This window comes from Acinetobacter sp. C32I (genome assembly GCF_023702715.1).
Lineage (GTDB): Bacteria > Pseudomonadota > Gammaproteobacteria > Pseudomonadales > Moraxellaceae > Acinetobacter.
The window spans coordinates 2,098,564-2,118,643 of the sequence record NZ_CP098480.1 but is presented as its reverse complement, the minus strand read 5'-3'; the positions used below and the strand labels follow the sequence as shown (position 1 = coordinate 2,118,643).

Sequence of the window (20,080 nt, the reverse complement as noted above, 5' to 3'; positions counted from 1 at the left end):
AGCATCTTATGCATAAATTTTCTATTTTAAGAAAGATTTTTTTGCAACTAGCCATTTTAAGCGGATTTCGCAATGTTTGATACCTTAACAGAACGACTCACACAGAGTTTAAGAAATGTTACTGGCTCAGGGCAGCTGACCGAAGACAATATTAAAGATACCCTACGTGAAGTACGTATGGCACTTCTTGAAGCCGATGTGGCGTTACCTGTAACTCGTGAATTTATCGCGAAGGTTAAGGAAGAAGCGCTTGGTCAAGAAGTGATGACTCAGCTTTCTCCTGGTCAGGCATTTGTAAAGATTGTCTATGATGAACTCACCAAGATGATGGGTGAGGCCAATGAAACACTAGATTTAAGTGCAAAACCACCTGTTGTTGTCCTGCTTGCAGGTTTGCAAGGTGCGGGTAAAACCACAACGGCTGCAAAATTAGCGCGCTTCTTAAAAGAACGCCAAAAGAAAAAAGTCATGACCGTTTCTGCCGACGTGTATCGTCCAGCAGCGATCAAGCAGTTAGAAACCGTATCCAATGAAGTGGGTGTGGGTTTCATTGCTTCAGAAGCAACTGAAAAGCCAATTGATATTGTGAATCGTGCCATTGAGCAAGCAAAAATCCAGTTTGCTGATGTCTTGATTGTCGATACTGCAGGCCGTCTACATGTCGATGAAGACATGATGGATGAGATTAAAGAATTACATGCTGCGGTCAAACCAACCGAGACCCTATTCGTTGTGGATGCGATGACAGGTCAGGATGCTGCCAATACAGCAAAAGCCTTTAACGATGCTTTGGCTTTAACTGGTGTGATCCTGACGAAGACTGATGGTGATGCACGTGGTGGTGCGGCACTTTCTGTTCGTGCCATCACAGGTAAGCCAATCAAATTCTTGGGGATTGGTGAAAAACTAGATGCACTTGAGCCATTCCATCCAGATCGTGTTGCACAACGTATCTTGGGCATGGGTGACGTCCTTTCTTTGGTCGAAGAAGTTGAACGCAAAATCGACAAAGAAAAAGCCGAAAAAATGGCGAAAAAATTGCAGAAAGGCGGTACCTTCAACTTTGAAGATATGCTGATGCAATTTGAGCAAATGAGCAAAATGGGCGGCATGATGGGCTTCTTGGACAAGTTGCCTGGTATGAGCAATGCGGGTATTCAGGATGCGATTGAAAAAGCCAATCCTGAAAAACAAGTTAAGCGTATGGAAGCCATCATTCAGTCGATGACGATCAAAGAGCGTCGTAATCCTGATTTGATGAATCCAAGCCGTAAAAAACGTATTGCAGCTGGTTGTGGTATGGATGTGGCTGAGGTCAATAAGTTGATCAAGCAACAAGCGCAAATGGCGAAGATGATGAAGAAATTTGCGAATCCATCGGGTATGAGCAAAATGCTGAAATCACTAGGCAATATGCAAAAGCAATTTGGTGGTGGTGGAAATATGGGGCCTTTGTTTGGCAGTAATGACCAGAAAAAGTAAGTTTTATACTTCCTAAAAAGGCGCTTGATGCGCCTTTTTTAATGCGAGTGTGTTGTATAAATTTAATACAAAATATCAACATTCAAGCTGCTTTAAAAAGAAGAGAATTAAAAATAAGTCTATGTTTTACATTGAAAAGTAGTGTTAAATATGTCACATAATTCAAAGAATAGCGTATTTATTCTGCATTGTGAAAATGCTGATCCAGAACAGCATTGGTATGCATGGTTGGAACAACAGCTGAAAAGTGAAGAGCTTAGGGTTGAGCGAGTTTTTCTCGCTGATGCCAATCATCCAGAAGCTGAGATTTGGCAAACCTGCTTAGAAGCACAACTCAAGGGGATGAATGAGCAGAGTATTGTGGTGGCGCATGGTTTATCTTGTGTTGCCGTAGCCAAATTTCTAGCAAAAAAACTAAAGCAAACGACAGTGAAGGCAGGGATTTTTATTGCCGCCTTTAATGATCCGATCCCTCAACATCCCGAGTTCAACAGTCTTCTTGAACACACTCCTTTTGAGAGTGGGTTATTGCGTGCCAATATCCAGAGGCGTTTGGTTTTCTTTTCCAGTAATGATCCTGTCATCCCTGTGCCACTGACTTTTAAATTTTCTAATTTACTCAATGCCCAACTGATTGAGGTGGGTCAAGCTGGGCATTTTCGGGCAGAAGATGGTTTTAGTGAGTTTCCACAATTATTGCAGGTACTTCAAACTTTGCTCAAAGCTGAGTTCAGTTGAACATAGTGACGTAAACCCTTGAGCAATAAATCGGATTCAACTTGGGGCTGATAATGGCTGAGGAACTTGGCGAATAAAGTAGCATCACCGCCAGTCAAAATCAGCTTTTTAGGCGATTGCTGCATAATTTGATCAATAGTACTGATCAAGCCCAGCAAAATACCGTGGTGTACCGCATCCACAGTATTATGCCCCGGTTTTAAATTATCAAAGGCAGAGTCTGGAATCTTAATGCCTTTGGTATTTTGAATCAGAGAGTCTCGTTGCAGGTACAAGTTGGGCAGAATATAACCGCCCAGATGTTGCAATCCTTCGACCAGATCAATGGTCAGGGCCGTGCCACAGCCAATCACACAAAAGTTTGCATCTGGCTTTGCCATGGCCAAGACTTGTAACCAGCGGTCAATCCCGAGTTGACTTGGAACATCATAGCCGCACTTTAAACCCGCATATTCAGCATGGACTTTGGCAAAAATAATTGGAATATCCAAAATATCGAGAATCATGTGAATACGTTGGTTATTTTCCGAATCCAGAACCGAAGAAATCCCGACGCGACTTAAATTTTGATGGCGGAAGTGCTGAATCAAGCCGAGCAATAAATCTGCAGGGGATTGCAGGTGTAATTCAGCGGCATGTTCAATGACTTGATCATGTGCGGTGATCCAATATTTTAAGCGGGTATTGCCGATATCCAGCCATAAACTTTTCATAGAATCATCATTTCCTCAAATCGAAGCGAGACGTAAACGACCTTGATAGAATTGTTGGGTTTGATCCGTTTTGATCAGTACCGCACCGTCATTGGAAATTCCTTGAAAAAGTCCCTGAACTTTACCTTGAGTATGTTCAAATTCAACCTGTTGATTCAGCCAAATTGCATGATGATTAAAACGTTCAGCTAAATTATAACTGCCGTGTTCAAACCACTGTGCTGCCTGCTGGATTGCGGTATACAGTTCAGCAATCAGCGTTAAACGATCAATATGGGCTAAACCAAGCATCTCCAGAGAGCTAATGGGTTGATCTGCATGTTCCACAGGGGGCGTGTTTAAGTTAATGCCGACGCCGACAATTGCTTGATGAGGGGAAAGCGGTTCAACCAGAATTCCGCCCCATTTTCCTTGTGGACTATATAAATCATTTGGCCATTTGACTTGTAATGTTAAGCCATGCAAGCTTGGCATCTGTAAAATATTCAGCGCAACTTCAAGGGCAAGGCGACCATCCAGTGCTGTTTTGCTTTGGATCAGTGTGCTTAAATAAATGTTGCCTTCAGGAGAGGCCCATTGTCGTTGGTGTTGACCTCGACCTTGTGTTTGTAGTGCACTGCAGACCAATCCTGTCGTTATGCCTTTTTGCGCAATTTCACGCGTATCATCATTGGTCGAGGTTGTGGTTGTTTTAAGGAGCACCACTTCTGGATATTGATTTTTTGCGTTCAATAATTGCTGAAGCTGGCGGGTTGCGAAATCATCCATCATTTTTACAAGTAGAGTGGTCATGTGTTTATGGAGTTAATCATATATTTACTGATTGGCGCAATTGCTGGATTTGCTGCGGGGTTATTTGGGGTTGGTGGTGGCTTAATTATTGTGCCGATTTTATATATTGTCTTTACCCAAATGAATTATGACCCGAATGTGATTATGCATATTGCAGTTGGAACCTCATTGGCCACTATTATTGTGACCTCGATCAGTTCGGTGATGGCACATCATAAAAAAGGGGCAGTGTTATGGCCTGTGTTCCGCAATTTAGCACCAGGCTTGGTGCTCGGTTCGTTTCTGGGGGCGGGTGTGGCCGATCTGATGTCTGGGCAGCATTTACAGTTGGTGATTGGTGTCTTCGCAGTCTGGATGGCTTACAAAATGTTTAGAGGTGCAAATGCAGTGGTTGATCCAAATCGTCATTTACCGTCAGCACCTTTACAACTTGCCGCGGGTGGTGGCATTGGGGTGGCATCTGCGATTTTTGGCATTGGTGGGGGTAGCCTTACCGTACCTTACTTAAATCGTCATGGCGTGGTGATGCAAAAGGCAGTGGCAACTTCTGCTGCCTGTGGCTTACCCATCGCAGTTGCGGGAGCAATTGGCTTTATGTGGTTTGGTGCCAAAGAGCAGATTGAAGTGCCGAACACGATTGGTTATGTGCATATCTATGCTTTCTTGGGTATCAGTGTCATGAGTTTTATCACCGCAAAATTTGGCGCCAAAGTTGCACATCGTTTGTCGCCAGCCATGCTGAAAAAATGTTTTGCAGGCTTATTGGTCGTGGTCGGTAGCTATTTTATTTATAAAGGACTGATCTAATTTGTTTTAGTTACTAAGGCCATAATGTACTTCAATGGTGGCAATCAAGGTTTCGACCAGAAGAAGTACATCATCTTGCTGGCGTGCATCGATAAAGAATAGCGGATAATTCAGTTCTTTGGCTGCCAGCCAATCACGATACATGGATAAGGTGCGTTCTGGCATACGGTCAATATGGGTAATTGCAATCACAATATTATGACCAAAGGGCTGAAATGCTTGAAGATATTGCTCTAAATCCAGTAAAGGATTTTCAGCAGCATGGTCAATCATGACGATTGTTCCGATTGCGCCCTTACAGATCACTGCCCAAATAAAATCAAAGCGGTCTTGCCCAGGCGTACCATATAAACCAACCTTAACACCATCGTCCAAGGTTAGCTCACCATAATCAATGCCAACAGTGGTGAGTAATTTGTCATGGGACTCGGTATCGGTGTTCAATGCTTCAGTACTGAGGACCTCAATTTCAGACAAGGCTTTGATCGCCGTGGATTTACCTGAACCCATGGTGCCACCGAAGACAATTTTATATTGATGTAAAATCATGGATATGTCCTTGCTTAAAAGCCTAAACGATGGCGTAAGCGACCAAATAGTTTTTTCATAAAATGCTGTTCTGTTTCGCTTTGCTGAGTTTGCGGGCGATATTTTGCCTGTTGATCTTTAATTAGTGTTCCACACTGTGCGCCCAAGCATGCTGCAACAAAGTGCCTGACTTTCTGTTCGGGGAGGTTGAGTTGTTGGGCAACCTGACTGATCTGTGCACCTTGTGCAAAACAGGCTGACATCCGCAAGATATCTTGGCGATCACCTTTATTTTTGGGCTGTGGCCAGACTTGCAGATAAAAACTTGAGGCAGAAGCTGGACAGAGTTCCTCAAAATCCATAGAGGTCCAAAGTAACTGCCAAAGCCATTGTTTTAAGTCTTGCTGAGCTGCATCTACGATCCAATGCAAATCATTCTGTGTGGCATAGGTATAGTTCAGGCTTGGGTCGGTTTGAAAAGAGTGAAATTCAGGATGTTGCCACAGCCATTGATTGCGTGGGTCAGCAATGGCGAGTAGTCCTTGGTTATCAAACAGCTGAATCTTGCCATTCTTAGGATTTTGAATTTCTTGCAGCAGGTCTTTAATTTGTTTGCGATGAAAGATTGGCACATCTTCAGTTTCGAGATTCTCTGATGCTTGATTTAAGCGTTCATCCAGATGAAGGCTCAGCCAGTGATGCAAGGAATGAAGATGGTTCAAGGGCAGAAATAAGGTGTCATCTTCGATGGCGCTATTTTTATCAGCATCATTGGCAATTTTCAGCACATTGATTTTATTGTTTTGCAATAGGCTCTTGATATTGGGTGAGTCAAAAAATACTTGGTTAATCATGAGAATATCAAGTTGTGGCTCGGCAATATTGCTCCAATTGATTTGGACATGCTGTGGCACAGCCGTTTGAACCTGTTGTTTTAACTCATTTAAGGTTCTGAGACTGAGTCCAAAAATGGCAATATTGACGGCTTGATGAACACCCATGTTATGACTCATCTATGTATGTACTGAGCTATTCAGTAGGAGATTTAAAATGCGATACCATTAATGAAAATATTATTTTTTGTGACATGTATCAATTAAAAAGCGATAAGAGAATGTCTTTTCAGATGTGCGGTTAAATATCAGTTGCAAGCATAAATATTTGATATTCAATATAGAAAAACTGAGTGTTTAGTACATATTGAGAATCATATTGCGATTTTTTAGCGCAATTGGCTTAAAAAGCAATAAAATTGTCAGACAATGATATAGAATTTATAGGGCGAGATCAGTTAAAACAAAAAAGCGCAAACAGCATTGAATCAATGCGTATAACAAAGATAGCGAGGGGCTCATGAATCTCGAAGAGGCTGATAGTCTTTCTGAACAGATTGCAAAGTATATTAGTGAACAAATTATTAGTGGTGAGCTGGTTGAAGGCGAACGCATTCAAGAGTTGCGCATTGCCAAAGAATTAGATGTCAGTCGAGGCTCGGTTCGTGAAGCACTGTTGTTACTGGAACGGACTTATTTAATTGAAATTTTTCCACGTCGTGGCGCGATCGTCTCTGAAATGTCAGCGCAACAGGTCAAAGCTCTCTTTGATACCAATGTGATGGTACTCGGGCATATTGTGCAGCGGATTAGCGAAACCTGGCGAGTCAATGAAGCAGAGCAACTGCAAGCGTTATTGGATCAACTGGTCGAGTTTGTTCGTGCGGGCGATATCGAAAAATTTTATGATGCAATCTTTAAATATCTGGCAGACCAGCATGAAATGGTGGCAAATCCCTATCTGATGCAGTTCTATAAAGAACTACTGCCATCATTACGCCGTAGCTATTTTTTGACCTTGAATACCTCACGTCGAGAGCTACAAGAATCGTTTACCCTGTTTAAGTTGGTGATTGATGCTATTTTGATCCGAAAATCACAACAAGCTGCTTTATTTATGGAAGATTTTTGTCGACACTTGCGCAACCTTGTGTTGGAATCTCTGACACGTATGAAACAGATTGAATTGGCTTGGGCTAGACGCTCACGCCGCTAGTTAGGGCAGTATGCGTTTAAGCAGTTTAAAACTTTCAGGCTTTAAATCTTTCGCCGATAGTACAACATTACATTTTAAGGCCAACCGTACTGCAGTGGTTGGGCCGAACGGTTGTGGTAAATCAAATGTCATCGATGCAATTCGCTGGGTTATGGGCGAGTCCAACGCACGTCAATTGCGTGGCGGCAGTATGCAGGATGTCATTTTTACCGGCACAGCCAAACGCAAACCTGTCGGGGTTGCCAGTGTTGAACTTCGTTTTGACAATACCTATGGCAAATTAGGTGGCGCTTATAATGCTTATAGCGAGCTGGCTGTCCGTCGCCAAGTCACCCGTGAAGGTAAATCTGAATATTTCCTGAATGGCACCCGTTGCCGTCGTCGTGATATCACTGATATTTTCTTGGGTACAGGTTTAGGGCCGCGCTCTTATGCGGTGATTGAGCAGGGCATGATTAACCGTTTGGTCGATGCCAAGCCTGAAGAAATGCGCGTGTTTATTGAAGAAGCGGCAGGAGTGTCTCGGTATCAGGCGCGTCGTCGTGAAACCTTGCAGCACTTAGAACATACTGAGCAAAATCTGGCACGTTTAGACGATATTGCCGCTGAACTAAAATCACAACTCAGAACATTAAAACGTCAATCTGAAGCTGCGATTCAATATAAGACCTTAGAAGGGCAGATTCGAACTTTAAAAATTGAAATTCTTTCGTTCCAAGCCAATCAAAGTCAAAAGCTACAACAAGAATATACGGTTGAAATGACGGCATTGGGTGAAAACTTTAAGTTGGTCCGTTCAGAATCTCAAACCATTGAACACGATCTTGAAGCCACCAGTGCTTTATTCCAACGCTTAATTCAGCAGTCTTCACCCTTGCAGCATGAATGGCAACAGGCCGAGAAAAAGCTGTCTGAATTAAAAATGACCTTGGAACAAAAACAGAGTTTATTCCAGCAAAACAGTACCAGCTTACTGCAACTTGAACAGCAGAAAGTACAAACCAAAGAGCGTCTGCAACTCTCTGAATTACAGGTTGAAACCTTAAGCACTCAATTTGATGAGCAAAATGAAAGCTTGCTTGCCTTAGAGCAGCAAACACAAACGGCTGAGCAAAATTTTACTGATGTTCAGGCACAGCACAAGCAAGCACAACAGCAATTTGATCAACTGAAAACCCAAGTCGATCAGCAACAACAGAAAAAGTTGCAGATGGCAGCGCAAATTGAGCAGTTGGGTAAGAATGTTCTGCGGATTGAGCAGCAAAAACAGACCTTGCAAACGCAAAGCACTCAGATTCGTGCTCAGGTTCAGGATGATGAACAGGCGCAGTTAGAACAATTACAGCAGCAACTGCAACAGGAAATAATTGCGTTAGAAACCGCGATTGAGCAATTACAGCAGGATGTTCAGACACAGCAAGATCAACAACAGTTGCAGAAGGCTGATGTGCAGAGTCTGAAAACCGAGATTCAGGTTTTATTGGCTGAACAAAAGAACTTAACTCAGCTCGTCGCAAAACAAAGTCCGAAGCATGATCAAAATGCAGTTCGATTGATGCAAAGCCTACGTTTAAGTGCTCAAGCTAAAGCGCATGCAAACATTATTGAGAAGTTCTTGGCCAAGTGGCTACAAGCGCAGTTGCTTGAGAATGGGCAAGCCTTCCAAGAGGGGATTGCACGACAGTTAAAATCATCACCACAGCAGCTTGTTCAAGTTGCAGAGCTGACTTGTTTGAGTGATTGGATCGAAGCCCCCCAATCTTCACTCTGGGCAAATGTAGCCGTTGCAGAGAATTTAGCGATTGCGTTGGAACGTCAAGCGGATCTCCAGCACGCACAATCCATTTTAACGCTTGATGGTTATCATGTTGGTGCCGATTGGGTGATTGCGCTGCATTATGATGAAGACAGTCAAACGGCACAGGGCATGCTCAGTCATCAAGTCCGTTTAGAGGAAATTGAACAGCAACTGGCACAAAAACAACCGCAGTTGCTTGACTTGGAACATCAGTTTTCTCAATTGCAGGAAACCTTGCAACAGCAGCAACAGCGTTTGCAGCAACAACAGCAAAGTCTGAAGCAAAAGCAAAAAGAGCTGCAACAGCTGGATGTGCAAATTGCCAAACTGCAAAGTACAGCACAGGCCTTTGTGTTGCAGCAACAGCAATTGGCCGATCAACTGAAACAGCTTGATCTACAGCTTGAAGAAGATGCCATGCAGCGTGATGATCTAGAAATTGATCTGCATGCATTAGCAATCAAATTAGAAGCTGTATTGCCGAATTATAAAACTTTGCAATTTCAGGTTGAAAACTTGAATGAACAGTTGGATGAGCAACAACAGCAGTTGAGTCAACAACAGCAGCAACGTGAAGCTTTACGTCGCCAGACCTCACAAGCCAATCAACAAATTGAGTTATTGGAAAAAGATATCTCGTTCCTGAAAACGCAGTATCGTCAAATCATCGAACAAATTGAGCAGGCCAAGAAATTTGTTGACCCAATTCAGCTTGAACTACCGAATTTAGAGTCGCAATTCCACGAGCAATTTCAGCAAACTGAAAAGCTGCAAAAAACCTGGAATGAATGGCAACTTGAACTGAATCAAGTGCAAGAGAAACAACAGCAACTGACGGAACAACGCCATCAAGCTCAACAGAAAGATGAGCAGGTGCGCGAGCAGTTGGAACAAAAGCGTTTGGCTTGGCAAGCGGCGAAATCAGATCGTGAACATTATCTGGAACAGTTGAAAGAACTTAATGCGGAAGCGTTATCTGATCTTTCAATTGAAATTAAAGATCACCAGCAGAAACTGGAAAAAGCCCAGCAGCAATTCGAAAAAATCGGTGCAGTCAATTTGGCGGCTTCATTGGAATATGAGGAAGTGTCGCAACGTTTTGATGAGTTGAGTCACCAGATGCAGGATCTACAAAATACGGTTGATCAGCTCAAAGACGCGATGAAAAGCATTGATCAGGAAACCCGTAAACTGTTTATGACGACTTTTGATCAGGTCAATCAAGAGTTGCAACTGCTGTTTCCAAAGGTGTTTGGTGGTGGTGAAGCAACTTTAAGCCTTGAAGATGATTGGCAGTCTGGGGTCAAACTGATGGCACGCCCACCCGGCAAGCGTAACAGTTCCTTGGCTTTGCTTTCAGGTGGTGAAAAGACCCTAACCGCTTTGGCTTTGGTGTTTGCAATCTTTAGATTGAACCCTGCACCGTTCTGCGTACTGGACGAAGTTGATGCGCCACTTGATGATGCCAATGTACAACGGTATTGTAATTTGGTAAAAGAGCTTTCTGAACAAGTGCAATTCATTTACATTACACATAATAAATTGGCGATGACAATGGCAACTGATTTACTTGGAGTCACCATGCCAGAGCCAGGTACATCAAAATTAGTGACTGTCGATTTAGAACAGGCAAAAGAATACGGGTTAGTTGCGGAGTCTTAGTATGGAAATGAATACAATAATAGGCATTGTTGCCGCCGTTGCGATTATGCTCGTTGGTTTAATCATGATTTTAAGAAAACCAAAACCAGTTGAGCCGTCATTAGAAGCAGATTTACATATTAATCCTGAAAGTCAGCAACCTGTGATCCCACGTCACGTACGTGACCAGCTTTTACAAAATGAAGTAGTGGCCACAACTGAGCGTGTTGAGCCAAGTTTAAATACTGAAGCAATTGTATCGGAGCCTGTGGCAGAGCAAACAGTTGAAGCGGCTGGTGTTGAAACAAAAACGACGGAAATCGAACAAACTGCTAAAGCAGATGAGGTGGTTGAAGCTGTAGCAGAGGTCGAAGCGGCTCAAAAAGATGAGACAGTCGCAGCCGAAGCAGAAACAACAATCGTCTCTGAAAATGTAGAAGCTACAGAGAAAGCAGAGGAAAGCAAAGCGGAAGCTGAGCTTAGTTTAAATCCAAATATTGAAACCGTCGCGATTGAAGAGTTTGATGGCGAAAGTAATATTCTGGATGTGCATTTACATGAACAGCAACGCTATGATGATGAAAGTGCTTTAGCAACCGCAGAGCAGATCATTGCCCTGAATGTTTATCCGAATCCACGTCGTGCCTTATCGGGTGATAAAGCACTCAAAGTGTTATTGAAATACGGCCTACGTTTCGGTGAAATGTCGTGTTTCCATCGTTATGAAAACACTGATGAGCCAAGTGCCTTGATGTTCTCTGTGCTGCGTATGACGGATAATGGTCCTGCAGGTTTTGATTTGGAAACTTTATCGGGCGAGCAGGTGCAAGGTCTTGCATTCTTCTTGGCTTTACCAAATAGTAAAGCGGTTACAGGTTATGACATGATGACCAGTATTGCAGGCTTAATTGCACGTGAAGTCGATGGTAAAGTCTATGATGAAAACAATTTAGAGTTTACGCCGCAGTTGAAAGAACATTGGCGTCATCATGTGATTGATTATCGTCCAAATCAAGCAACCGTCTAATGAATCTTTTATAATAAATTTAGTAAAAATTATAGGGCGGTTTTTCCGCCCTTTTATATGGTGAAATTTAAATGGAACACAACTCAGTTATTGAGCAAATGCGTCAGTTGATTCAACTGATTGCAAAACACAACCATGCTTACTATGTGATGGATCAACCTTCCATTTCTGATAGTGAATATGACCATTTATTTCATCAACTGAAAGCTTTAGAACAACAATATCCAGAATGTATTCAGGCGGATACACCGACCAATAAAGTCGGTGGTCAAGCGCTATCAAAATTTGAAAGTGTGACGCATGCAGTGCCGATGCTGTCATTGGGCAATGTCTTTAATCAGGAAGACCTGTTCGCTTTCGCCCGCCGTATTGATGAACGTTTGCCGAATCAACAAGTCCAGTATGACGTCGAACTGAAACTCGATGGTTTAGCGATTTCACTGTGGTATGAAAATGGTGTCTTGGTTCGTGGTGTAACCCGTGGTGACGGTGAGACAGGTGAGGACATTACCCAGAATGTTAAAACCATTCGTAACCTACCGAAAGTCCTATCGAGTCAGCATCAAGCGATTCCAGAGTTTCTAGAAGTTCGTGGTGAAGTATTGATGCCAAAGCAAGGCTTTGAAAAGCTCAATGCCGATCAAGAAGCCAAAGGGGATAAGACCTTTGCCAATCCGCGTAACGCTGCAGCAGGAAGCCTGCGTCAGCTTGATCCAAATATCGCAGCTTCACGTCCATTGGCATTCTATGCCTATGGGATTGCGCAGTGTCAGCCTAATCATGGTCTTGAAACCATGCATGACAGCCTGCAATGGTTAACCCGATTTGGTTTTGAAATTGCTGAGCGTCAATTCCTGTGTGCTTCGATTGAAGAAGTGCAACAACGTTATGAACAGATTCAGCAAGAACGCCCAGACCTCAAAGTTGAAATTGATGGCATGGTCATCAAGGTGGATAGTCTTAAACAGCAACAACAATTAGGTTTCTTGAGTCGTGAACCCCGTTGGGCAACGGCTTATAAATTCCCGGCACAGGCGGCACTGACCAAAGTTGAAAATATTGACTGGCAAGTGGGTCGTACAGGAACACTAACACCTGTCGCACGTTTAGCACCCGTCTTTGTTGGTGGGGTAACCGTATCAAATGTGACTTTGCATAATATTGGCGAAATCCATCGTTTAGATGTGCGTGTTGGCGATACTGTGAGTGTCTACCGTACCGGTGATGTGATTCCAAAAGTTGAGAAAGTTTGGGCTGAGTTCCGACCTGCCGATGCGGAGAAGGTGCATCTCCCGACCAATTGTCCAGTTTGTGAATCACCTGTGGTGATGCCAGAAGGTGAGGCCTTGGCACGTTGTTCAGGTGGTTTGTATTGTGCAGCACAGCGTATTGAAGCGATTCGTCACTTTGTTTCACGCAAAGCCTTAGATATTGAGGGCTTAGGGGATCGTTGGGTGGAGTCCCTTCTGCATCTCAACTTACTCAAAGATGTGGCTGATATTTATCATTTGCATGAGCATCGTGATACCTTATTGACCATCGAAAAAATGGGTGAAAAGTCTGTTCAGAACTTGATTGATGCGATTGAGGCAAGTAAGAAAACCACTTTGGCGCGTTTTATCTATGCCTTGGGTATTCGTGGTGTTGGTGAAACGACTGCACGTATGCTCGCCAATACTTTCCAGACGCTTGAAGCGTTGAAAGCTGCGGATATTGAAGCACTCAAGAAAACCCCCGATGTGGGTGATATTACTGCAGAATGGATTGCCGACTTTTTCCAAGCACCGCATAACATCGAAGTGTTGGATCGTTTGATGGCAGCAGGCATTCATTGGGATGCACCGACTGCACCAACGCGTCAACCTTTGAATGGTGAGAGCTGGGTGGTGACTGGAACGCTGGAAAGCATGGGACGTGATGAGGCGACACAAAAGCTGCAAGCTTTAGGTGCTCGTGTCAGTGGAAGTGTTTCTAGTAAAACCAAATGTGTGGTTGCTGGTGAGAAAGCGGGTAGTAAGCTAGATAAAGCACAGAAGTTAGACATTCGAGTGTTGAATGAGCAAGAGTTCTTAGAATTTTTGAAGCAATATGAAATCTGATTCTTTATTTAAATTTTGAGTCAGTATGAACTGATAAAAAAGGCGGCATTTATGCCGCCTTTTTTCTTGTATTAAATATATTTTTTTACAATACCGTCATCCAGCAATTGCTGGAAATGCTCACAGACACTCTCACGCACATCGCGATATTCAATGCCGAGTTCTTTGACGCTACGTTGCGCATTAAAATAAATTGGATAGCCCATATTCAATTTTACAAACTCACGTGAATGTCCGAGAACAGGCGCCACAAAAGCAAAGGCGGTCTTTGGCACAGTAAAGTGTGGGAACGGAAACTTATAACCAAACTTTTGTGTGAGTGCTTTACCCATATCCAATAAGCTCAGTGTGCCACCACAAATGATATAACGGCCTTGTGCTTGTGGATTCAGTGCTGCCGCCACATGCGCATCGGCAACATCACGTACATCGACAATACCATTCCACATCGGCGGTACACCAAATAAGGTGGTGCCATTACCAAACTGTTGTAATACTTCAATACTACCTGACTGGCTCGCATCGGTGAGGGAAGGCCCCATCACTAAGGCGGGATTAATACAGACTAAATCCCAACGACTTTGTTGTTCAGCCATTTCCCATGCTTTGCGCTCAGCAGCAACTTTTGAATAAGGGTAGGGCTGATGGGTTTCACTACTGGTATTGTTCCAATGGCTCTCATCAAATTCATTATTGGCGGTATTTTGAATCTCAACTGCATCGCCATAGGTTGAAGCAATGCTTGATGTCAGCACCACACGTTTGACCGATTCAGTGCGATTGACGCTGTCTAATACGTTTTCTGTGCCTTTCACCGCAGGCTCAATAATGTCTTTGACGGCATCTTTGTAATTCGTTACTACAAATGGAGATGCGGTATGAATCACGATTTCACAATCTTGCATTGCATCATCAAATGAACGCGGTTCAAGCAAATCTGCTTTAAAAAATTCAATCTTCCCAGAAGATTGATCTGCCAGATCATATAAATGCTGAATCTTATTTTTCTTCGATGGGTCACGCACTGTGGCATGAACTGTATAGCCTTGATTCAACAGACGTTCAATAATCCAGCCTGCAATATAACCCGTCGCGCCAGTGACCAAAATTGGTTTGCTTTTATCCATTGTGGTTTCCACATTATGTTTTTGTGATTGCTGTTATTTACCGAATTTTGCTTAAACAAACAACAGCTGAGCAGTCATTTTTTATGCTTTTTTGATCAAAACATCGGCGAAATAAGAAGCATTGCTAATCGTTACAAAAAATCAAACAAATGATTTTCAATGGAATTATCTCTTTTTAAAATCATAAATGATATGCAAAGGCTTATTTTATTTAGATAAATTGAGCTAATTAGAACTGTAAATGCGTATGTTTCTCATTTTAATTTTATAAAAATCATAAACTTACACACTTTTGTTTTTGCAATTCTATTGTAACTTGGCCATAATATTGTCATTCGATAGGAGTAAGTATTATGCGTGGCAATCCAGAAGTCATCGACTATTTAAATATGCTCATTGGCGGTGAATTGGCTGCTCGTGATCAATATTTAATTCATTCAAGAATGTACGAAGATTGGGGCCTGAGCAAAATCTACGAGCGTATTGACCATGAAATGCAAGAAGAAGCATCTCATGCGGATTCAATCATTCGTCGTGTGTTGTTCTTAGGTGCTCAACCAAACATGAATCGTGAAGACATCAATGTCGGTACAGATGTTGTGAGCTGTTTAAAGGCAGATTTGGCACTTGAATACCATGTGCGTGAAAAATTGGCAGTGGGTATTAAGCTGTGTGAAGAAAAAGGCGACTATATTAGCCGTGATATGTTGCGTCAGCAGCTTTCTGATACAGAAGAAGATCATACCTATTGGTTAGAAAAGCAATTACGTTTAATTGAATTGATTGGTTTGCAGAATTATATTCAGTCACAAATTTAATCGATCTGATTGAAGGTGTGAGACATAAAAAGAGAACTTCAAATGAAGTTCTCTTTTTTGTTTTAGGGGGATAAATTGTTTAGTTAACTGACAGACTAAGACTTAGAATTTTTTACTGTAGTTCACGAATAAACGATCTTCGCCAAAGTCATTGCCGTGTTTCACATCATAGTCAATGCGGATGTATTGCAGCGCAAAGCCTTTGAGATAAGGCTGTTGAAAAGCATAGTTCACAATAATATTGGACTCGGTTTCATGATTTTTCTCACCATTGGCCGCCTTAAAATCATGACCATAGACATATTTCAGCATCGCATTTAGCCCCGGCACATAGTCCTTAAAATCATAGCCATACATCAAATGATAAGACTTTTCATTCTTTTTGAAGAAGCCTGTGGCATTCCAGTTGATAAAATAGGTTTCAGGCAGGAAACCATCAGGTAAAGGATAGGCCGACTCCCCGATAATCTGTTGATAGCCTAAACCAAAAGACTGATTATTCACTTTCAGCATTTCCAGTATTCCAATATTTTGCGCATCAATATCAAAGTTACTGCTATCATTTTTGGCATTGAAATATTTAAACTTGGAATTCAGGGTGAAGCTGGCTTGTTTCCATGTATGGTCTAGCCCAAGGTAGTGTTTATTGTAGAGGTCCTCTAAATTACCAAAGTAGTATTCGGCCTTCAGCGATGGCGTGAGCTGATAACGCAGATCGAGATAATTCAAACCATCAGAATATTCAGTTTTGCCATTGGCAGTAAAAGAAAATTTCTTAAAATCTTCTTCATTACGCGGTGACACTTTGGTGACTCGGCCTATTTCGGCATAGAGCTGATCAGAAAGTTGTGACTTTAAATTGGTGCCCCAATATGATGCCAATAACTGGCGACTGGCATCTACCGCCGTCACAGGAAGATCCAGCCAGAGTTCACCGACACTGAGCAGTGTTTTGTCATAACCCAGTTTGAGGGTCGCGCCATATTTTAAATAGTCAGACGCTTGTGATTGCGTTTGGGGATCAAAGGGCAACACCGTATCTGCGACATGCTTATCCTTGCTTAAACGTACCGCATATTGCACCGAAGCATCCGCCCCGATGGTGATTGCTTTGTCTGCGATTTGTAGGGGGGTATCCTGCATATTTGATTTGTAGAATAAAGAGGCTGCCTGTGACCAACTGCCTGTATCTTTCAGGTTTGGATTGTCATAGTCACGATTAATATAGGCATTTTTAAGTGTGAATTTCCATTGATCTTGAGTTGACTGAGCTGTCTCCGCAGCCAAAGCAACCGAGCTAGACCAGCTGCCTATTGTCAATAGGGTTGCAAGCGTTAAACGCGTAAGGGAAAAGCGCTGTAATAATTTCATAATCCATATCCGAAGTCAGTGCGCCAGTCCTCGGCGCACATGGTTTTATTACTGTGTCAGTGAAGATTGCGGGTTGAAGCTCGTTGCTGGTTGAGCCGCAACCGAGGCTTTTAAATTCACCAAGAAGATGGCGAGAGCCGCGATAATGCCGGGAATCGCGATGGCGAGGAAATTCATTTGATGAGGCAATTCAAAGGTCAGCAGAGCACCAGTGAGCACAGGGCCGATGATGGCACCGATTCGGCCAATACCCGAAGCCCATCCCATCCCAGTTGAACGTACTGCGGTTGGGTAGAATTGCGCCACAAAGGTATAGAGCAGAATCTGTGAGCCAATCGTGGCTGCGCCTGCGATTGCAATCAGGCTGTATAAAATAAATTGTGGGCTATTAAAACCAAGTAAGATCAGGGCAGCCGCGCCGATCACAAACATGCTGGTAATCACTGGTTTTAAGTGGAATTTATCCGCTAATGCACCACCGCCAATCGCGCCAACCATACCTCCAATATTCAGTGCAAACAGGAACAGCATACTGGCACCTAAAGAATAACCCGCCTGTAGCATCAGTTTTGGTAACCAACTACCCAATGCATAGACCATCAACAGACACATAAAGAAGGCTACCCAAAACATAAAGGTGCTGAAACTACGACCTTGTTGGAATAGGGCACGAACGGGCGCATCAGTCGTGGTACTTTCATTTAGAACCAGTTCTGAATGATTGCTTAATTCAGTTTCAGGTGCGATTTTACTGACAATCATTTTGGCTTGATCGTGATGATTCGATTTCACTAAGAAAGCCAATGATTCAGGCAGAAATTTCCAGATTACAGGCAACAGCAATAGCGGAATGCCTGCAATTAAAAACATGATTTGCCAGCCCATGTCTTTGACTAACCATGCACCCAGTAAGGCAGAGCTCATCCCGCCAATGGCATAGCCACTAAACATCAGTGCGACTAAGGTACTGCGGATTTTCTTCGGTGCATATTCGGTCATCAATGCGACAACGTTTGGCATCACACCACCAATGCCAAGCCCTGCGATAAATCGTAAAATGGCAAATTCAGTGGGGCTTTTCGCAAAAGCACCTAAGAAGGTAAAGCCACTGAATAAAGTGACACAGATCATAATGGTTTTTTTACGGCCCAGTTTGTCTGAGAGCGTGCCAAAAATCATGGCACCAAACATCATCCCGAACAAAGCTGCACTGGCAAGCAATCCCGCTTGCACGGCAGTCAGTGACCATTGCTGCATCAGCAAGGGTAAGGCGACCCCGTAAATCACCAGATCATAACCGTCAAAAATAATAATGATGAGACACCAGATTAATACTTTCCAGTGAAATGCCGTAAAACGGGCTTTATCAATAATCTCATTAATATTGACCTTATGTGTATCCATTGCTTCACCTCCAATTTGTGAAGTACCGAGTTATTTTTTATTAAGCTATTTTGTTATTGGGTGAGAGTCAAAAACCTAATTGATATATCTTTATGTCTTTAAGGTATTGTGATTTTATTTAATTAATACATTGAAATTTATATGTTTATTATTTTTTTATTTAATTTCTTTTTAAATATGGTTGAAATATTCAATGGTGAGAATTTTAGCTATTTTATGATGTTTAAATCTTATTTTTTATAATTGAAAAATCATTAAATAAACTTATGGTGTGATTAAAATAAGTCAGAATATTTTATTTTACCTATTGGTTAAAATAATGATGAGTATTTAATTAAGTTGAATGAGGGGGAGGCTTTAAAGTGAGATTTTTAAAATTGCCTTACTGAATTTTGATTGCTCAGCTTTAGTGGGCAAAGTAGTCTGTTATTCGACAGTAAGGCGGAGAGTCGAGGGAGTTGTTCTCTTTTTTCTTAAGCGGATTGTGTTGCAGCGCGTTGAGTGAGAATGAAATGAGCAATCACCCCAATACAAATGCCCCAAAATACAGAACTTAATCCTAAAAAATGCATGCCTGAAGCTGTGGCCAGAAAGGTAATCAGTGCAGCATCGCGCTGTTGGTCATTTTTCATGGCAACGGCAATATTGGTGGAAATTGCACCCAGCAAAGCCAAACCCGCTAATGCAGCAACCAGTTCTTTCGGTAGTAAGCTAAATAGCATTACAATACTGCCCGCAAACAGTCCACCGAGAATATAAAAAATCCCATTGGCAATCCCTGCGATATAACGTTTTTCTTTCAGTTCATGCGCATCTTTACCCATACATAAGGCTGCTGTAATGGACGCGAGCACAATGGTAATACCACCGACACAAGCCACGGCTAAAGAAGCAATACTGGTTGCACTGATAATCGGTTTGGCAGGCGTGTCATAACCACTCAGTTTCATGATCGCCATACCCGGTAAAAATTGACCTGTCAGACTCACGAGAATCAAGGGCAGCGCCAGATTCAAGGTCGAGTTCCATGTCCATTCAGGGCTGATCCATTGCGGAATAGCAAGGTTAAAACTGATCTCTACAGGATTCATTTTACCCAGAACCAAGCTCAATAAAATTCCAGCAGCCAATACCCAAATCATGGTGTAGCGCGGCATCAGCCGTTTCGCGATCAGAAACACAATCAACATGCTAAACACAATCAGCGGCATACGATCTGTGGCTGTAAATAGATTAATGCCAAATTGAAACAGGATGCCTGCCATCATACCCGCAGCAACATCCTGAGGAATCCATTTCAGTAGTTTGTCAAAACAGCCTGTAATCCCGATCAGAAAAATCACAATCGCAGAAGTGATATAAGCGGCGACTGCTTCATTTAGCGAAATATCAGGAAATAGCGTGACCAATAACGCCGTCCCTGGTGCAGACCAAGCGGTAATCACGGGGGTTTTATATTTAATAGAGAGATAAATCCCAGCAACTGCCGTACCGATGGAAATGCCCCAAATCCATGACACCATCATCTCTGTTGAGACATGGGCACGTTGCGCTGCCTGAAAGAAAATAATCAGTGGTCCTGAATAGGAAATCAGCACCGCAAGAAAACCCGCAACTGTGGCTGAAATGGACCAATCTTGTTTTAATGTTTTGAATAAAGTTGTCATTCGCTGATGGCCTCCATGC

Annotated in this window: 16 protein-coding genes; 8 read left to right on the top strand and 8 right to left on the bottom strand. The window is 42.6% G+C overall.

Translation table 11 applies throughout. The features are described from left to right. The first annotated feature begins 72 nt into the window (after positions 1 to 72). Both ffh and NDN13_RS10200 read left to right on the top strand, forming a co-directional pair. Complete coding sequence (ffh, locus tag NDN13_RS10205; protein ID WP_004655358.1) at positions 73 to 1,482, top strand: signal recognition particle protein; 1,410 nt, start codon at positions 73 to 75, stop codon at positions 1,480 to 1,482. Between the two features lie 150 nt (positions 1,483 to 1,632). Continuing rightward, positions 1,633 to 2,220, top strand: coding sequence for an RBBP9/YdeN family alpha/beta hydrolase (locus NDN13_RS10200; protein WP_251115391.1), 588 nt, complete (start codon positions 1,633 to 1,635; stop codon positions 2,218 to 2,220). Here the strand turns inward: NDN13_RS10200 and NDN13_RS10195 are convergent. Both NDN13_RS10195 and NDN13_RS10190 read right to left on the bottom strand, forming a co-directional pair. After that, positions 2,190 to 2,933, bottom strand: a complete 744-nt coding sequence (locus NDN13_RS10195) for a pantothenate kinase (RefSeq protein WP_005312552.1) — start codon at positions 2,931 to 2,933, stop codon at positions 2,190 to 2,192. The two genes, NDN13_RS10200 and NDN13_RS10195, sit on opposite strands and share 31 nt — an antisense overlap. 15 nt (positions 2,934 to 2,948) lie before the next feature. After that, positions 2,949 to 3,725 carry a biotin--[acetyl-CoA-carboxylase] ligase gene (locus tag NDN13_RS10190; RefSeq protein WP_251115390.1) on the bottom strand — a complete coding sequence of 259 codons (777 nt, stop codon included), beginning with the start codon at positions 3,723 to 3,725 and terminating at the stop codon, positions 2,949 to 2,951. Positions 3,726 to 3,731: 6 nt separating this feature from the next. Between NDN13_RS10190 and NDN13_RS10185 the strand changes: the two genes are divergently transcribed. Continuing rightward, positions 3,732 to 4,532 (top strand): sulfite exporter TauE/SafE family protein, encoded by an 801-nt coding sequence (locus NDN13_RS10185; RefSeq protein WP_004804875.1) that lies wholly within the window; start codon positions 3,732 to 3,734, stop codon positions 4,530 to 4,532. A gap of 6 nt (positions 4,533 to 4,538) precedes the next feature. Here NDN13_RS10185 and NDN13_RS10180 read toward each other — a convergent pair whose 3' ends face one another. Continuing rightward, positions 4,539 to 5,081 (bottom strand): GTP-binding protein, encoded by a 543-nt coding sequence (locus NDN13_RS10180; protein ID WP_251115389.1) that lies wholly within the window; start codon positions 5,079 to 5,081, stop codon positions 4,539 to 4,541. A gap of 14 nt (positions 5,082 to 5,095) precedes the next feature. Further along, positions 5,096 to 6,061, bottom strand: coding sequence for a hypothetical protein (locus tag NDN13_RS10175; protein ID WP_251115388.1), 966 nt, complete (start codon positions 6,059 to 6,061; stop codon positions 5,096 to 5,098). Positions 6,062 to 6,413: 352 nt separating this feature from the next. Between NDN13_RS10175 and NDN13_RS10170 the strand changes: the two genes are divergently transcribed. From NDN13_RS10170 to ligA, 4 genes are all read left to right on the top strand, one after another. Further along, entirely contained in the window at positions 6,414 to 7,109 is a 696-nt protein-coding gene (locus tag NDN13_RS10170; RefSeq protein WP_004804879.1) for a GntR family transcriptional regulator, read from the top strand. A 10-nt stretch (positions 7,110 to 7,119) separates the two neighbouring features. Beyond that, entirely contained in the window at positions 7,120 to 10,569 is a 3,450-nt protein-coding gene (gene smc / locus NDN13_RS10165) for a chromosome segregation protein SMC (protein WP_251115387.1), read from the top strand. Position 10,570: 1 nt separating this feature from the next. Further along, positions 10,571 to 11,575: a cell division protein ZipA C-terminal FtsZ-binding domain-containing protein gene (locus NDN13_RS10160; RefSeq protein ID WP_251115386.1), complete on the top strand. Its 1,005-nt coding sequence runs from the start codon at positions 10,571 to 10,573 to the stop codon at positions 11,573 to 11,575. Between the two features lie 71 nt (positions 11,576 to 11,646). Then, the gene (gene ligA, locus NDN13_RS10155; protein ID WP_251115385.1) at positions 11,647 to 13,674 is read left to right on the top strand and encodes an NAD-dependent DNA ligase LigA; all 2,028 of its coding nucleotides are present in this window, start codon (positions 11,647 to 11,649) and stop codon (positions 13,672 to 13,674) included. Positions 13,675 to 13,745: 71 nt separating this feature from the next. Here the strand turns inward: ligA and NDN13_RS10150 are convergent, their stop codons facing one another. Then, positions 13,746 to 14,801: an SDR family oxidoreductase gene (locus NDN13_RS10150; protein WP_251115384.1), complete on the bottom strand. Its 1,056-nt coding sequence runs from the start codon at positions 14,799 to 14,801 to the stop codon at positions 13,746 to 13,748. Positions 14,802 to 15,154: 353 nt separating this feature from the next. On the opposite strand from NDN13_RS10150, the gene ftn reads away from it, so the two are divergent. Next, positions 15,155 to 15,619 (top strand): heteropolymeric bacterioferritin subunit Ftn, encoded by a 465-nt coding sequence (gene ftn, locus NDN13_RS10145; RefSeq protein WP_004655332.1) that lies wholly within the window; start codon positions 15,155 to 15,157, stop codon positions 15,617 to 15,619. Between the two features lie 102 nt (positions 15,620 to 15,721). Here the strand turns inward: ftn and NDN13_RS10140 are convergent, their stop codons facing one another. From NDN13_RS10140 to benE, 3 genes are all read right to left on the bottom strand, one after another. Further along, positions 15,722 to 16,990, bottom strand: a complete 1,269-nt coding sequence (locus NDN13_RS10140; RefSeq protein WP_251115383.1) for an OprD family outer membrane porin — start codon at positions 16,988 to 16,990, stop codon at positions 15,722 to 15,724. A gap of 48 nt (positions 16,991 to 17,038) precedes the next feature. Then, the gene (locus NDN13_RS10135) at positions 17,039 to 18,394 is read right to left on the bottom strand and encodes an aromatic acid/H+ symport family MFS transporter (RefSeq protein WP_251115382.1); all 1,356 of its coding nucleotides are present in this window, start codon (positions 18,392 to 18,394) and stop codon (positions 17,039 to 17,041) included. A 473-nt stretch (positions 18,395 to 18,867) separates the two neighbouring features. After that, positions 18,868 to 20,061: a benzoate/H(+) symporter BenE gene (gene benE / locus NDN13_RS10130; RefSeq protein ID WP_251115381.1), complete on the bottom strand. Its 1,194-nt coding sequence runs from the start codon at positions 20,059 to 20,061 to the stop codon at positions 18,868 to 18,870. Between the last annotated feature and the right edge of the window lie 19 nt (positions 20,062 to 20,080).